The organism is Bacillus sp. FJAT-26390, assembly GCF_001682865.1.
Classification (GTDB): domain Bacteria; phylum Bacillota; class Bacilli; order Paenibacillales; family Paenibacillaceae; genus Pristimantibacillus.
In genome coordinates, this window is sequence record NZ_MAQX01000035.1 from 1 (window position 1) to 15,642 (window position 15,642).

17 protein-coding genes are annotated in these 15,642 nt (G+C 49.4%); all 17 read right to left on the reverse strand.

Features of this window, described 5'->3' with window-relative positions:
• Positions 1-68 precede the first annotated feature (68 nt).
• Positions 69-1,793 carry a glycosyl hydrolase family 18 protein gene (locus A7975_RS29200; protein WP_141680458.1) on the reverse strand — a complete coding sequence of 575 codons (1,725 nt, stop codon included), beginning with the start codon at positions 1,791-1,793 and terminating at the stop codon, positions 69-71.
• A gap of 117 nt (positions 1,794-1,910) precedes the next feature.
• Positions 1,911-2,345 (reverse strand): peroxide-responsive transcriptional repressor PerR, encoded by a 435-nt coding sequence (perR, locus tag A7975_RS29205; RefSeq protein ID WP_053374338.1) that lies wholly within the window; start codon positions 2,343-2,345, stop codon positions 1,911-1,913.
• Between the two features lie 75 nt (positions 2,346-2,420).
• Positions 2,421-4,370, reverse strand: a complete 1,950-nt coding sequence (locus tag A7975_RS29210) for a DUF4097 family beta strand repeat-containing protein (RefSeq protein ID WP_065387488.1) — start codon at positions 4,368-4,370, stop codon at positions 2,421-2,423.
• Positions 4,352-5,059 (reverse strand): MgtC/SapB family protein, encoded by a 708-nt coding sequence (locus tag A7975_RS29215; RefSeq protein WP_065387489.1) that lies wholly within the window; start codon positions 5,057-5,059, stop codon positions 4,352-4,354. Before A7975_RS29215 ends, A7975_RS29210 begins: the two co-directional genes overlap by 19 nt.
• 146 nt (positions 5,060-5,205) lie before the next feature.
• The gene (gene gatB, locus A7975_RS29220; RefSeq protein WP_053374335.1) at positions 5,206-6,645 is read right to left on the reverse strand and encodes an Asp-tRNA(Asn)/Glu-tRNA(Gln) amidotransferase subunit GatB; all 1,440 of its coding nucleotides are present in this window, start codon (positions 6,643-6,645) and stop codon (positions 5,206-5,208) included.
• Between the two features lie 36 nt (positions 6,646-6,681).
• Positions 6,682-8,139, reverse strand: coding sequence for an Asp-tRNA(Asn)/Glu-tRNA(Gln) amidotransferase subunit GatA (gene gatA / locus A7975_RS29225; protein WP_065387490.1), 1,458 nt, complete (start codon positions 8,137-8,139; stop codon positions 6,682-6,684).
• Positions 8,140-8,174: 35 nt separating this feature from the next.
• A complete protein-coding gene (gene gatC, locus A7975_RS29230; RefSeq protein WP_053374333.1) occupies positions 8,175-8,462 on the reverse strand; it encodes an Asp-tRNA(Asn)/Glu-tRNA(Gln) amidotransferase subunit GatC in 288 nt (95 codons plus the stop codon).
• Positions 8,463-8,626: 164 nt separating this feature from the next.
• Complete coding sequence (locus A7975_RS29235; protein WP_053374332.1) at positions 8,627-9,010, reverse strand: hypothetical protein; 384 nt, start codon at positions 9,008-9,010, stop codon at positions 8,627-8,629.
• A 105-nt stretch (positions 9,011-9,115) separates the two neighbouring features.
• Positions 9,116-9,961, reverse strand: a complete 846-nt coding sequence (locus A7975_RS29240) for an ABC transporter permease (protein ID WP_082198533.1) — start codon at positions 9,959-9,961, stop codon at positions 9,116-9,118.
• The gene (locus tag A7975_RS29245; protein WP_053374330.1) at positions 9,958-10,908 is read right to left on the reverse strand and encodes an ABC transporter ATP-binding protein; all 951 of its coding nucleotides are present in this window, start codon (positions 10,906-10,908) and stop codon (positions 9,958-9,960) included. Before A7975_RS29245 ends, A7975_RS29240 begins: the two co-directional genes overlap by 4 nt.
• A complete protein-coding gene (locus tag A7975_RS29250; protein ID WP_053374329.1) occupies positions 10,905-11,117 on the reverse strand; it encodes a PLD nuclease N-terminal domain-containing protein in 213 nt (70 codons plus the stop codon). The genes A7975_RS29245 and A7975_RS29250 overlap by 4 nt, the downstream gene beginning before the upstream one ends.
• Before the next feature lie 39 nt (positions 11,118-11,156).
• Positions 11,157-11,375 (reverse strand): sigmaY antisigma factor component, encoded by a 219-nt coding sequence (locus A7975_RS29255; RefSeq protein WP_065387491.1) that lies wholly within the window; start codon positions 11,373-11,375, stop codon positions 11,157-11,159.
• Positions 11,363-11,701: a YxlC family protein gene (locus A7975_RS29260; protein ID WP_065387492.1), complete on the reverse strand. Its 339-nt coding sequence runs from the start codon at positions 11,699-11,701 to the stop codon at positions 11,363-11,365. The genes A7975_RS29255 and A7975_RS29260 overlap by 13 nt, the downstream gene beginning before the upstream one ends.
• On the reverse strand, positions 11,688-12,221 hold the full coding sequence (sigY, locus tag A7975_RS29265) for an RNA polymerase sigma factor SigY (protein ID WP_065387493.1): 534 nt from the start codon (positions 12,219-12,221) through the stop codon (positions 11,688-11,690). The genes A7975_RS29260 and sigY overlap by 14 nt, the downstream gene beginning before the upstream one ends.
• Before the next feature lie 149 nt (positions 12,222-12,370).
• Positions 12,371-13,906 (reverse strand): PH domain-containing protein, encoded by a 1,536-nt coding sequence (locus A7975_RS29270; protein ID WP_065387494.1) that lies wholly within the window; start codon positions 13,904-13,906, stop codon positions 12,371-12,373.
• Positions 13,899-14,378, reverse strand: coding sequence for a PH domain-containing protein (locus tag A7975_RS29275; protein ID WP_053374323.1), 480 nt, complete (start codon positions 14,376-14,378; stop codon positions 13,899-13,901). The genes A7975_RS29270 and A7975_RS29275 overlap by 8 nt, the downstream gene beginning before the upstream one ends.
• A gap of 24 nt (positions 14,379-14,402) precedes the next feature.
• On the reverse strand, positions 14,403-15,623 hold the full coding sequence (locus A7975_RS29280) for a M24 family metallopeptidase (protein ID WP_065387643.1): 1,221 nt from the start codon (positions 15,621-15,623) through the stop codon (positions 14,403-14,405).
• Positions 15,624-15,642 lie beyond the last annotated feature (19 nt).

A 15,642-nucleotide genomic window follows, 5' to 3' on the forward strand; every position in this document is an offset into this window, starting at 1 on the left:
CGCTATATGGGGTCTTGACCAATGATCACTCATGCGAAGAGGGCTTTTCTTTGTTTATTATTCATGTATTATGGCTTCAATTTTATAGCATCATCAATGGTTTTCCAGATGGCTGGCGTTTGGAACGCACGCTGCCATGTCGCAACGCCGGCTAAGTCATATTTGCGCGCTAATGCGACCCGTGCCTTCAACGATACTTCATCCTCAATCCAAATTCGCTTGCGTGCTCCATCTTCCGTATACTCCACATAATTTTGACCTGCCGCAGCGTCAAACACTGGCTTTAGCTTCTTCGTGCTTATTATTTCCTTGATCCGCTCCATGCCTACCGCTTTTGATGAGACATCTATCTTCCCATCCTCGCCTTTCTTCTCTGTCCAGATCCGGGTATAGAGCGGCATGCTGAGCATAAGCTTCCGGGCAGGAACGCCGTCCTCCTGCATAATACGCAGAAGCGAGCTCTCCGTCCAAGGCAAGGATGCGACCGAACCGGATTTCGGGCTAGCCGCCCAATGCTCGTCATACGCCATTACCATCATATAGTCGACAATTCCGCCTAATGCTGGGCGGTCAAGAAACAGCGACCACATCTCGCTATTCGATTTTGGCGTTACATCCACCGATACAACCAAACCCTGTTCATGCAGGAGAGGTGTTAGCTCACGAACAAACTGCACGAAGTTTGCTTTATCGGACGTATGAACATTTTCGAAATCAAGATTGATCCCTTGCAAGCCATATACTTCAGCAAATCCGATCAGCTGCTGGATCATCGAGAACCGCGTCTCTGCACTTGCCAAAGCCTTCGTCGTACGATCCGGCTCAAAATCATTGCTGAAAAGCGCCCAAATCTGCATCCCTTGATCATGCGCCCATTTTACATACGCGGGGTCGGCCTTGCCTTTAATTGTCCCTTTGTCGTCTGCAAGTGCAAACCAGGTTGGACTAACGACGTTTACGCCCGGCATAGGGCTAATTTTAGTCGTGTCGATTTTTCGTTCGTACACGGCTTCCCACGTCATGTTGATTTTGTTGCCGAGCACCTTCCAGGCTATAAATGCCGGCTCCTTCTTCGCTTCAGGCATTTGGTCGATCGCCGTTAGCTTTACGTCTTTTTTGTTAATGAAGCCCGTCAATCCGTCGCTGCTTTGGACAAGAAGCCAGCCGGACTGCTCCTCCCAAATTCTAACCGTCTGCGCCGCCGGCAGCTTATTTATATATGGAGCTCGAATAGTCGGCTCGGTTCGGATGGCTGTCCCTTTTTTCGGCGTAACCTCCGCTAATTGAACGGTGTCCCCTGCAGACAGCAGCGTTACGATGCCTGTTTGCTGATCAAATTCCACCTGTAAGCCGTAAAGTTCCTTCAATGGCTCTGCAGGTATATATACCGTTTCATTAGAGGTTTCTGCGGCAATCGTCAAATTGTACGGCTTCCGGTTAATCGTTGCCGTTAAAGAATCGGTCTTTAGATGAAGCACTTTATTTGCTGTTGTCAAAATAATAGAGCCGGAATCCGGCTCGTACCGGATAGGCTTGTCCTCTCCCAGCACTTGCTGAAGCGCGGCGAGCGGAAGCTTTACTTCATTATTTTCGATAATGGCTCCTTGCTTTGCCTCTATCCCATGTATGATGATCGGATGCTCCGACTGATAGGGCGGTTCAACCTTTTCATTATTCGGAATAAAACGCATATAGCCGTACCAGCAAAAAACGGCTGCCATCGCTGCAATAAATAAAAACATGAGTCCCCGAAATCCCCGGTTGCCTCTTCGGCGGGGCGCTCGGTTGTACATCGTTTCCAAATGCTCACTCTCCTGTTCAATGCTTGTCTGCAATCGTTCATGATAATAAAAAACGTGCTGATTAGCGTTAAGTCGCTTCCCGGCACGTTCTTATAGGCTTAACGCCATTTATTTCGCTGATGTGGTATTACATGTCGAGCAAACGCCGTATATTTCCATCCGGTGCCCCTCAACCACGAAGCCCGTCACTCGTGACGCTGCACGCTCTACTTCAAGCAGCGGCGGATAATCAAAGTCGACGATAGAACCGCAATTTTTGCAAATGGCATGGTAATGATCGGATAAATCCGAATCAAAACGGCTAGAATCATCGCCATATGTCAGCTCACGCACTAATCCAGCTTCTACAAATAAACGCAGATTGTTATATATGGTAGCTACGCTCATGCTCGGGTATGTTGGAGAGAGCGCTTTATAAATTTCATCTGCAGTCGGATGAGACATCGAGTCCATCAAGTAGCTTAATATGGCGTGACGTTGCGGGGTCATTCGGACGCCATTCATCTTCAGTTGCTCCAGTGCTAAGTTAACGCTGGCTCCCATTCCCCTCACGCCTTTCCTAAGTAGTTACAACTATTGTACGTTCTATTTTAAGAGTTTGTCAATGAAAGCGCCTTTTTAGGAGAGCCCAAACTGTTTAATCGTTATGCTGTTCGTTGCATTTATCTGGATCCGGAAAGTGCCCTCGCCTATTGTGCCTCTTATCGTTTTCTTACTTACCTCTAGCGGAAGCTCGGTCGTAATATTACCGAAAGTTACCGATCCGTAAACGGTGAAATCTCCGTCCTGCGGCATGGCTAGCTTCACTTCGCCAACGGAGCTGTCCAAATCCCAGACGCCGCCAACCGTAGCACTGCTTAGCTCGATGCTGCCATTTAGGGTGTCTGCTTTCACAGAAGCACCGGCACCGTCCATTTTGATTTTACCGTTTTTGGTTTCCGCTTGAATGTCTCCATCGATCTGCTTAATTTCCAAGCTGCCGTTTAACGTATTCGCAAACAGCTTGCCCTGAATCGCCTCAGCCGCGATCGTGCCGTTCTTCGTCTCAATGCTGCTGTCTCCGGTTATGCTGCTGATATGGATATCGCCGTTATTTCCTTTGACGGAAACCGACCCATTAATGTTGCTGACGGTAATAATCCCGCTGCTGCTCCGAATATCGAGACCTCCCGGCAGCGCCAATGCTTTTACTTCAACAGGACCGTTATCTGATTCGACCTTCATTTTCAAAACCGGCTGCTCCTCTTGCGTATCTTCCGGTATTTCTGGCGTTTGTTCCGGCTCATCCGTTGGATTAATGCCTGTATTGCCCGGAGCCCCCGTTGCCAGCTCCAAACTTGCATCCAGCGCGGTTCCAGAAGTCAACGGCATTTCTGATTGCACAGCGTCAGCTCCGTCAATAGGCTGTTCAGAGTCCAAAGGCACGGGCGTATCCGAAGGCACATCTTCCGCTTTGAACTGATCCGACAACGACATCGGCACCGTGATGACCATATTCATTCTAGGCTTTCTGCTTCCGTTTGCCCCGTATGATTGCCCCTTTGCTTCAAGCGTCACCTCCGTGCCTGGATTAATTTTTACCGTCGATTGCTCCGCTATGGCGTCCGCTTCCGTCTTGTCGGTTAAATCAACCCATACCGCTGTCAAAAGCTCAATTTCCTGCACGTCGCCCGAACGAACCGTTACTTGTCCATTCGGATTTACGATGCGTATAAGAGAAGCTGCTTCATCGAGCGGCACCTTAATGATTGCTTTGTCATAACGAAAGCCCTTCTCTTCACCGTAATCCGCCGTTCCGTTCAGATCGACATTGAATTGATCCAGCCAGCGAAAAGGAATGTCAGCGTATTGGGTAACCACATAAGCAGTGAGCGTAATGACTAACGCAATCATTCCTCCTGCAACGTCGAGCCTCAGCTTCTTTTCCGCTCCTTTAAATTTCACGCTGAATAAGATCACTTCAACGCCTAATAATATAAATATGACCGGCCACCATTGTCCAAGTAGCGAAATATCATTTTTCCCTTGGATTTGATCCCACAGCAGCAGCGCCCCAACAGTCAGGACAAGCACCGCTGCCGTAAAACGACCTAGCTTAAACATAGATACCGATCCTTTCCGCGAACGCAGCTGCAAGATGATCGCTGCAATAATTATAATGGGACCTACGCAAAGCTCCGCAAGCTCATTCATCCATGGCAAGATGGCATGCGGAGGCTTTACCAAAATAAGCATAATAGCCCCCGCTGCCAAAATAATAAAGCCAAGCGTGCGATTTAATGCGACGGGGCTATGATCCTCCGCTTCCGTACTTTGCAAGGAATCAAAGACGCTTATGAAATAAAAAACAGGAAGCATAATGCCCAAATAAACAATTAATAGCAAATGTCTGCCGCCATCTGAATCCGCTAGTCTAACGATCGCTGTCAGATCCAGCAGAAAGGCGGTAATTAACAGCAAACCCTTTGGGTGCTGCCCCGTATACATATGGCCAGCGCCTGGCAATGCGAAGGCGAGCATTACGGTGAGCAGTCTGTTTTTAGTCCGATTTATTCTGAGCTGACCCAACGTACACCCTCCAAATGCTTTATTTTATCAAGCAGCATAAGCAGTTTTTCTGATTTTGGCAATGTAATGTAGATCTGAAGCATAATCTGTCCGACATCCCCCTCGTCCTCGCACTCCTCCAAGAGCATTTTTCGAATGACGATTTTCTGGTCAGTCAGCAATCCATTGATATCGAGTAAAGCTTGAGATAAATTGTTGGCTTTTATTTTGAGCAAATGCTCCTTTTTCGCGCTAATATACCTTTTCTCTAACTTATTAAACGCCCATAGTGTAACTAAAACCATTATCGTTGCCGTAGCGGACGCAAAATAGAAGCCGGCTCCGACAGCAAGCCCGATCGCGGATACGACCCATAAGGACGCCGCGGTCGTTAAGCCTGTGATTGATTTGCCCGTAAATAATATCGTACCAGCGCCAAGGAAACCAATGCCGGTAATTACCGCAGCGGCAAGACGCGCAGGGTCAACTCTAACGTTCGGCTCATCTACAAATGAAGCAAAACCATACATGGATAGCAGCATGAGCAGGCATGAGCCCAAACAAACCAATATGTTAGTCCGGAGTCCTGCCGCATGATTCGACTGCTCGCGCTCAAATCCGACAAGGCCGCCTAGCAGCAGGGCAAGGAGCAGTCTTAATAAAATGTGCAGCTCACTAATGTACCAGGGATTATGAAGTTCATTTGCCATAGAAGATCCCGACCTTTCTATACTAGCTATTGTAACATAATTGTATGCGGCTGCTAGAACATACAGGTCTCCTGTCCTTGGCGTCGGCCAAAAAGAAAAACGCGGCTCATCTTCACGATGAACCGCGTCTTTGCATGCGACTGCAATTATTTCAAGCGCTCAACAAGCAGCTTATTTACAAGCGCAGGATTTGCTTTCCCTTTGGATTCCTTCATAATCTGTCCAACGAGGAAGCCAATCGCTTTTTCTTTGCCGGCTCTGTAATCTTCAACCGATTGCGGATTCGCTTCTACGATCTGATTCACTATCGCTTGAATCGCGCCTTCATCGCTAATTTGAACGAGCCCTTGCTCCTCAACGATCTGCTGCGGCAGCTTGCCCGATTCCAGCATAGCTTTGAATACGGTTTTGGCGATTTTTCCGTTGATCGTGCCTTTCTCAAGCAAGCCGATCATCTCGCCAAGACCTTGTCCAGTTATTTTTACATCGGAAATTTCCTGGCCGTTCGCATTCAGGTAGCCTAGGAGATCGCCCATGATCCAGTTTGAAACGGTTTTGGCATCCTTCGTGTAAGAAAGGCTTTCCTCGAAGAAATCCGCAAGCTTCTTGGATGAAGTAATAACCTCAGCATCGTAAGAAGGCAAGCTGTAGTCGTTTGTATATCTCGCTTTGCGAGCGTCCGGCAGCTCTGGAATCGTAGCACGGATGCTCTGCTTCCATTCTTCGCTGATGTGCAGCGATACAAGATCCGGGTCCGGGAAGTAGCGATAATCATGTGCTTCTTCCTTGCCGCGCATGGAGAACGATTTGCCAAGCGCATCGTCGAAGCGACGAGTCTCTTGGATAACTTCGCCACCGGAATCGAGAATTTCAGCTTGGCGGAATTGCTCGTACTCAAGGCCGCGCTGTACGCCGCGGAAGGAGTTCATGTTTTTGAGCTCGGCACGCGTTCCGAATTCCTTCTGTCCGTAAGGACGGAGGCTTATGTTGGCATCGCAGCGCAAGCTTCCCTCTTCCATCTTCACGTCAGACACATCGCAATACTGCATGATCGCTTTGATTTTCTCCAAGTAAGCTTTCGCTTCCTCAGGCGTGCGAATATCCGGCTCGGATACGATCTCGATAAGCGGCGTACCGACACGGTTGAAATCGACTAGCGATGCATATCCGCCGTCAACGTGCGTAAGCTTGCCCGCATCCTCTTCAAGATGAAGCCTAGTGATGCCGATTCGCTTCACTTCGCCGTTCACTTCGATTTCGATCCAGCCATGCTCGCCGATCGGTTGATCGAATTGCGAAATTTGGTATGCTTTCGGCGAATCCGGGTAGAAATAGTTTTTACGGTCAAACTTGCTGATGTCGGCAATTTGGCAGTTAAGCGCCATAGCCGCTTTCATCGCGTATTCAACCGCTTGGCGGTTCAATACCGGCAAAACGCCGGGATGTCCAAGACATACTGGACAGGTATGGGTATTCGGCGGCGCGCCGAAAGCCGTAGAGCAGCCGCAAAAGATTTTACTATTCGTATGCAGCTCCACATGGACTTCCAGCCCGACAACCGTCTCGTATTTGTTCGGTTCAGACATTCGTATCGATCCCTTCGTAAACGTATATATGACCGCTTATAGCTGCGGACGTTGTTTATGATGCTCCGTGTGCTGCTCGAACGCATGAGCGGCGCGCAGCACCGTCGATTCGTCGAACGCCTTCCCGATAATTTGCAAGCCGATCGGCAAGCCGTCAGCCGTACCGCACGGCACGCTTATAGCAGGAACGCCCGCCAAGCTTACCGGTATCGTACAAATATCGTTTAAATACATCGTTAACGGATCGCCAACCTGCTCTCCAATACGGAACGCCGGTGTCGGAGCCGTAGGCCCGATGATTAGATCATATTGGCTAAACACTTGGTCAAAATCTTGCTTGATCAGTGTCCGCACCTTCTGTGCTTTTAAGTAATAAGCATCATAGTATCCGGAGCTAAGCGCATACGTACCAAGCATAATCCGGCGTTTCACTTCGGGGCCAAAGCCCTCGCTGCGAGACTTTTTGTACAAATCGATCAAATTGGCCGGGTTGTCCGCACGAACGCCGTAGCGTACGCCGTCAAAACGGGCCAAGTTCGATGAAGCTTCCGAGGAAGCGAGCAGGTAATAGGTAGCGATCGCATAATCCGTATGCGGAAGCGAAACCTCTTCCCATGTCGCGCCAAGCGATTCATATACCGACAATGCTTTGAGCACCGCTTCTTTAACGCGAGGGTCAATACCCGCTCCGAGGTATTCCTTAGGAACGCCGATGCGCAGCCCTTTAACATCGCCAGTCAATGCTGACGTATAGTCCGGAATTTCCACGTTTGCAGATGTCGAATCGCCTGCATCGTAGCCTGCAATAGCTTGCAGCACGTAAGCGGAATCTTCTACGTTTTTGGTAAGCGGGCCGATCTGGTCAAGGGATGACGCGAATGCGACTAGGCCAAAGCGCGAAACAAGTCCGTACGTCGGCTTCAAGCCCACGATTCCGCAATACGCTGCCGGCTGACGAATCGATCCGCCTGTGTCGGAACCAAGGGAGAAGTACACTTGACCCGCAGCAACAGACGCCGCGGAGCCGCCGCTTGAGCCGCCAGGCACATAATCCGTATTCCAAGGATTGCGTGTTGGATAGTAGCTTGAGTTCTCGTTCGAGCCGCCCATAGCGAATTCATCCATATTCAGCTTGCCAATCGTAACCGATTGAGCCGCTTTAAGTTTACTTACGACCGTAGCGTCATAAATTGGATTGTGATTGCTTAGAAATTGGCTCGCGCAAGTCGTAAGCAGCCCTTCCGTCACAATATTGTCCTTCACACCCGCCGGCAAGCCAAACAGCAAACCACGTTCGCCGCCCTCTTGCAATTGCTTGTCCAGCTCGGAAGCCTGCAAGCGCGCATTCTCTTCATTCAATGTAATAAAAGCCTGGATAGCAGGCTCGGTCTCTGCAATTCTCGCATATGATGCGCTAACCAGCTCAGAAACAGACAGTTCCTTATTGTTAAGCTTGTTATGTACATCCTGCAGGCGCAAATCAAACAGTGCCAACAGTAGTTCCTCCCTTCATATAAAACCCATTCGTATTATTCAAGCACCGCAGGTACTTTAAATTGTCCATCCTCTTCATCAGGCGCATTGAGCAGCACCTTTTCGATCGGCAGCGACGGGCGTTTCTCATCCGCACGCATAACGTTCGTAATAGGCAGCACATGGCTGGTCGGCTCGACATTTTCCGTGTCTAAGCCATCAAGCTTTTCCGCATATTTCAAAATAGCATTGAGCTGCTCCGTAAACTGATCCTTCTCCGAATCGGAAAGCTCTAACCGCGCCAGTCTGGCGACATGCTCTACATCCTTGGGCGTAATGCTCATCAGGTATTCTTCCTTTCCTATTCCTGTAATCATTCTTCCTATTATATCTCACAATTAGGGCGAACATCAATGTAAACGGCAAGTTCCTCTTTTTGCGCAAAAAAAGACTGATCCGTTTGTCAGCACGCTGACATACAGAACAGTCCGGTTTGGTCTTTTGCTGCTTAAATCCAAGCTTTTAGATTAACCTGACGAATAAAGTCCGCTGGGCTAAGCGGTTCCTTGCCCGTATTTTCCGGTTCTGGCTCGATCTCGTTCTCGCCATTCATAATGCGTTTAAACAATTCCTCATTATGAGTCGCAAGCGCAAAATCGATTAGCGCCTCCCGCTCGATGCGGTCAACCTCATCCTGAATAAGCACCTCTTCAAGCTCCACGTCTTCATCAGGAATAAGGAAGTTCCGATTAGCCGATGGGACTCTCAGCACATAATCAAATACATTATCCGCATTGCGGTCGTAAGCTATTATATAACCATGTTCTCCGATGGGAAGGTTTTGTTCATATTGGTCAGCCACTATGACGACCTTTGTGCCTAATTGTAGCATCGTCCTCAACTCCTGTTTCTTCGCCGCTGATTCTTTCACTACTATCCTACTAAAAAATAATAGCGGTGTCCAATCGAAGAATGAGTTGATAGAGTTGCCTTCCTTTTATTCGACTGCCGAGCTTCTGCGAAGCACCCATGCGGATAAGGCAACAGCGGCTGCAATCCCGATAATGGTCAGCGTTACCGCCAAACCGAATCGACTAACATTTACTATCCCTGAGGACACCGATGCATAAGCAAAGCCGCTCAGCGCGCCCGGACTCCACCCGAGCTGCTCTGGGAAAAGGCTTGCCAGCAGCGTAAGCGCAACCGCGCCGCCAAGCGCCGTGAAAGCCGCCGCTGCCGGACTGCGCAGCAACGCGCTGAAGAGAATCGTGAGCGTAACCAGAAACGACAGCCATAAGCCGAATATGAGCAAGCTGCCGATCATTTTGGAGAAAGAAACTTCATCAAATAAAAGTGCTGTATAATACCAGGCAGCAAAATAGCCCAGAGTCAAAGCGCCCCAAGTAAGGAGCAGCATCGCCGTCCATTTGGAGCTTATAAAGGAGAGCACGGAAACCGGCTTCACAAGGATGAGCGAAGCTGTACCGCTATTGCGCTCACCCGACACCGTGCCCATGCAGACGAGTACAATAACAAGAACGCCTAGCGTGCCGAATTGCTGGAGCGTTTGAGCAAGCACTTCAGAACCGTTCGGCATCGGAATTTCAATAACCGTTCCTTCCGGCAGGCTGCCGGCTTTCTCTAATATGATCGGCATAAAATAAGTTGACACTGGCTGCATGATGCCAAGCAATATAAAAACAAGCGGTACCCAAAGCAGCTTGTAGCTTCGAACCAGCTCCAGCAGCTCCTTCTGAACCATGACGGTAAAACGGGTGAAATGGGATGAATAAGCCCGCTCCATCGTTCCGCGATGAACATGTCCTAGCGCCTTCGTACTCATTGGGTCACCACTTTCATAAATAAATCCTCTAGTGTCGTATGGCCGACTTCCAATCTGCTTACCTTAACCTGCTCTCTGGTCAGCTCCTCCAACAAGCTGCGCCTTGCTGCATCCACTTCGTTAACGGTGAAGCGTGCGATCCCATTCTCCAGCTGGACAGACTGAAATAAGCTAGCCTTGCCTTCAGCACTCCCCTTTGGAAGAATGCGCGCCATATAAGAGTTTAGCCAGCTCTCAGACTTCGAGTCACGCTCAAGCTGGAGCTCAATGACCGGTTGGCGATGGTCCTTGCGGATTGTCTCAATTTCCCCTTGCAGCGCCACCTGCCCATTTCGAATAATGATGACATCATCGCATAGCTCCTCCGCATCATGCAGCACATGCGTGGAGAACAGCACCGTCGTTTCCTGCTTCAGCTCTCGTAGAAGCTCAAGCACCTCCCTGCGGCCAAGCGGATCCAACGCCGATACCGGCTCATCCATAACAAGCAGCCGAGGCTGATGCACAAGCGCTTGAGCAAGGCCAAGACGCTGCTTCATGCCTCCTGAATAGGAGCCGATCCGTCTCTTGGCGGCGCCAGAAATTCCAACCCGCTCTAAAAGCTCCTTCGCGCGTGTTTTTGCGGTTGCGGCGCTAAGGCCGCATAATCTTCCCGCATAAATGACGTATTCGATTCCCGTCATCCATGGATAGAAGGATGGGGCTTGCGGAAGATAGCCGATAAGCGCCCGATGATTAATCCCTTGAGCCGATCCCTGAAATTCGAGTTGTCCCGCTGTCGGCTTAAGCAAGCCCGTAATCATCCGAATCGTCGTTGTCTTCCCTGCGCCGTTAGGTCCAAGCAGCGCAACGCAGTGGCCTTCGGTTATCGAGAAATCGATGCCTGCTACCGCTTTTACCGCACCGAATGTCTGGGTTAAGCCTTTCACCTTAAGCAGTGTGCTCATCGCTCGTTCCTCCTTCCTGCTATAAAGAAAGCAATCGGTCCAATAATATTCCCAAATATAATAATGAGCGCCCACATCCACTTAGGCCCGCGCGTGCTCTCGGCTTTCATGCATAAGATCAATGCGATCACCATCAATATCAACTGGATAACGATAATAGGCGCAACGATAGGCAAGATTTGCGATAGTTCGATTTGATCATACTTCATCCAAATGACCTCCCTACTTATTTAAAGGCAGCCTAGCTGCTACTTGTCCTTGTTCCTGTTGCGGCGGAACCAGCCGCTTCTCACAAATATGAAATAAAACACAAACGGCATCGGCGTTTGGATTAAACCCCAGATGCCCCAAAGCCAAGGCATGCTGTCCCTTTTTCGAGCGTCAATAAATAACCAAGTCGATTGCGCGATCAGCACAGCGGCGAGCAGTATCCAAGCCCAAATGGGTAAAACCTTTAGCTCCTCCATGTCCGTACCTTCCTTCGGCCAAATGTGATGCTGACAAATCCGATGCCGCCTGCTGCAATGAGAGTTTGAAGGACGGCAAACCAGACCCAGCTCCGGTCCAGCATCCACAGCATCAAGCCTAAAACAAGGCAGCCCGTCAGCCAGAACAAGAGGAGTTCCTTCCATAACCCCCGCTTCATCTCTTGCTTACGCCCCTCTACGAATGCTTCGAACTGCTGCAGATCGGGAACGTTCGGTGCATGAGTGGCGTCAAAACGGTTCACCGCTTCTTTAAACTGATCGTCGAACCACTGCTGATCGTAATCTTCCTCTTTAGGCTTCTTCATGCTCCGTTAGCTCCTTCCGCAGCTGCTTCAAACCATTATGCAGCCTTGATTTTACCGTTCCTACGGGAATGTCCAGCATGGTGGAGATCTCCTCCTGCGCATAGCCGTAATAATACTTGAGCAGCACCGGTATTCGGATATCGCTGCTTAACTCGCCTAACGCTTGAAGCGCTGCCGGCCAATCATCCCCGCGCTGCAACGTTTCAAAACGTATAGCATGCATCGACTGCTCCGACTGGATCCAATTTTTCTCCAGCTCATTGCGACGAATGCGGTCGACGACGAGTCTCGAAGCAATCGTAATGAGCCATGTCGAAAATCTAGCTTTATATTGAAAAGTCGCTATTTTCTCAATTGCCTTCAGCATCGTCTCCTGCGTAATATCCTCCGCACGGGTTTTGTTCATCGTAACCTTTAACACGTATTGATATAAAAAAGAATAATGCTGTCTCAGCAGTTCAGAGAGCGCTCGCGAATCGCCGCGAACTGCTTGTTTAATCAGTCCCGTCTCGTCATGCACGAGCGCGTAACCTCCTTTTGTTCAACCGGTTATAGCTATGACGTTTAATGGTTTCATTTCGTTCACTCTGGTCAGAAAGTTTTTTTTATAAAAAAAACAACTGCGGAAGCGGCAAGCTCTTCAGCAGCTGTTTATAGGCATCATTTATTTTATGTCTTGCGTTGACTGCGGCTGTACCAATGCCATACGGGTTCAACATCCTTGCGGTCAAGACACTTTACGCTGTAATCAAACGGGCTTCCCATCGTACGTACCGAAAGCGTTAGCAGCTTCTTGCGCTGCTGCCCAATCGTACGGTTCACCCGCATCGTTTGAATCTGAGGACGCCGAATCAGATAAGTGGTTCTCGAAACAAACCGATTGCGAAGCGTCAATTGGCCCTCGTCCAGCTTAACGCCTGCCGCGTTATAACTGCTTTTTCTCCACCATAGAACGATAGGCACGAGCAGCAGCGACCATAAACCGCCAGCTTTAAAAAATAGAATGAACGCGGCGCATACGAGCAAAGTAAACAGAAGCTCTATTCTAACGTAGTATAGCAGCGCGCGCTTCGGAGCGCCCGTTATATGAGCATTGGGAGGAAGCTTTACCTGCGGAACAAAATCGTTCAGCACCTGCTGAATCGCAGAGCGTTTGAGAAAAGGATGCAGCATTAGCTGCTCTTTCTTGTCCGACGACACGATCTGAAGCTGTATTTCAGCATAACCAAAGGCTTGGCGAAGCAATCCTTCCTTGATGACGACAGCCTGCACCTTTTTGGGATCAAATACGAACGTTTTTTTCTCCAGCAGCCCGTAGGAGACTGAAATTTGTCTGCCATCCTTCTTTACTGAGAAGCCGCTGTATTTTAAAACATACAATACGATTGAAAGCAGCCATGCGAAGCCAATTCCGGCTACGATCAAAACAAAGATAAGAATAAAGTTTGTCATTAAGCTAGCTGAATCTTTAACGACGTTCTCGAAAAAATGGTCTGGCAGAAGCACATTGACGAGATCATCCGCCAAAGAAAACAAACCGACCATAAACGCCGCAACTAGTCCAAAGTTCATCGAGGTCGCTGCCGCTTGAATCAGCTGTGTTGCATTTAGCGTAATGGCAGGCATTTTCCTGCTTGGTTCAGCTGGAGCCGCCTGCGTGAGCGGCTTGTCGTTCATTTTGACAATCAGCTGCTGCTCTGCTGACACGCTTTCCGGTACAGCGTTTACAAGCGCTGCAGCGTCAGCAGGCTGGGCTTTAGACGAAGCTTGCCTTCTCAGTATTTGCTGGATGTCATTCGCCGCTTCTAGGGAGAGTGCCGGCAAAATGCCGTCCGCCTTCTTGTTGCCGCCAGGCGTCTCGATCTTAACCTGCGCTACTCTAAGTATCCGTTGGATAAAAGGCTGCTCCACATTTACAGAATGGATGCGTCCATAATAGATCGTCTTCTCGTCCCGGAACATCCAGCCCTTGCGGATGATGATCCGGTCCTCTTCCAGCCAAAAGCCAAAACGCCGCCACTCCAAATAGCTGAACACGAGTATGACCGCTGCCAGCGCGGAAGCGCCTGCATACCAATACCATGCAAGACCGCTCCAATCCTTGCCTCTAACTAAACCAATCAATATAACGGGAATGAACCCCTTAATCGTATTCAGCAGCCCGAATAAAATGTAAATGGGATGAAGCGTACGGCGCTCACTCATCCTTATCATCCACCTTAGCCAATATCCCGATTTGCCGTTTCAACTGCTGCGCCTCGCTCTGTTTTAAGCCCTTAATTTGATGCGTGGTAGCAGCAGTTACAATCGATACGCTGGCCAGATCGTATTTGCGCATGAGCGGCCCGCTTTCAAGCTCGACATGCTGTACTCGAACCATTGGAACGAGTACATTTTTTATGAAGATAAGGCCAGTTTGTATTTCAATCTCATCATCAAACAGCTCGTATCGAAATCTTGTCGTCATCATTTGAGGAAATGTCCAGGTAAAAAGTATCGCTGTAACGATAAAAATGAATAGAGCGATCCAGCCGGGGACAAGCGTCCAATCCCAAATGATCGCCATCGTAAAATAGGCGATGATTAGAGCCAGAAATATGCCGTTTGTAATGAGCTCAGTAATGCGATAAACGGTTATGTAATCACGGTGAAGCCGTTTGGTCAACTCCCGATCCATTTGATCGATCCCCCTTTCATTGGTCTAAGGCAAAACAATAAGCTCCGCCTTCGTTTTTGTGAGCGCTTTGGCACCTTGCTCCGAAATGAAGTAGCTGTTCTCAATGCCAACGACGCCCTGACCTGGAAAAGTGAATTTTGGCTCTACGGCAATGACCATGCCCGCCGCCAGCGGCGTCTGAAAGCCCCTGGCAAGCACCGGCCATTCATCGATTTCAAGTCCTATGCCATGTCCTAAAAACTTGGCTTGATCCGCGCCGAATCCCATAAAATGATCCGATAACTGCGCAGCAGCGCATCTAGCTAATGCGTCCTCGTACAGCTTTGAACAAAGCGTGCCGGGAACCATGAGCCGCTCTGCCGCGCCAATAACGGCTTCCGATACCTCATATGCATGCTGAAGCGTTTCCGATAGCTCGCCAATCACGGCCGTACGAGTCTGATCGATGACATATCCGTCTACACAACAGCCGATATCGATTAGAATAGGCTCGTTACGCTTAATAATCGACCTGCTAACGCTTTGCGGAGACGAAGCTCCAAGACCAAGGCCGCCTGCCGGTCCGTCAAAATAAGATGGAATCGCCGCCGCTGCTCCCGAAATGACCATGCCGGTCGTAATCTCTTGATTGTAGCCTCGCATTCGCATTAAGCCGATATGCCCGCGCTTGCGAAGCTCATACTCCACGCGCGCCATCCACTCTAGCTCGGAGATGCCTTCCTTCAATTCGTCTAATGCCTCGTTCAGCGCTTCTGCTACAACCTCTGCAGCCGCTTCAATCCGGCTTACCTCCCAAGGCGCTTTAATCATGCGCAGCGTGCGAATGATGGCTGAGCCGTCTATCAGCTCGCAGCGGCCCGCCTTGCCAAGTAGCTCGGAGAGCTTTATGTAAAGCTGCGCAGGAAGCACATCCAGATCGGCTGCTATTCGCAGCTCAGATCCTTTAACAAACAAATACGGATAGTTCTGCGCCAGCGTTTCTCCAAAAAGACGAAAAGCACCAAGCTCTGCCACCTGAACAACTGTCTCCTGTCTCGCGCGCGATACGCTGCGCCGAACGTAAAAGGTAGGCTCGCCCGTGCTTGGAACGAACAAATATCCATTTTGCATAGACCCGCTTAAATAGTAAAGATCAACATTTTGAGTGAGCAAAAAAGCATCGATTTGCTCTGCCTTCATCGCTATCTGTAAAGAACGGATTCTCTGCTTGATAAGCTCGGCAGGAATGTCCGGAAGTATGTCCATCATATCAATAATCAGCTCC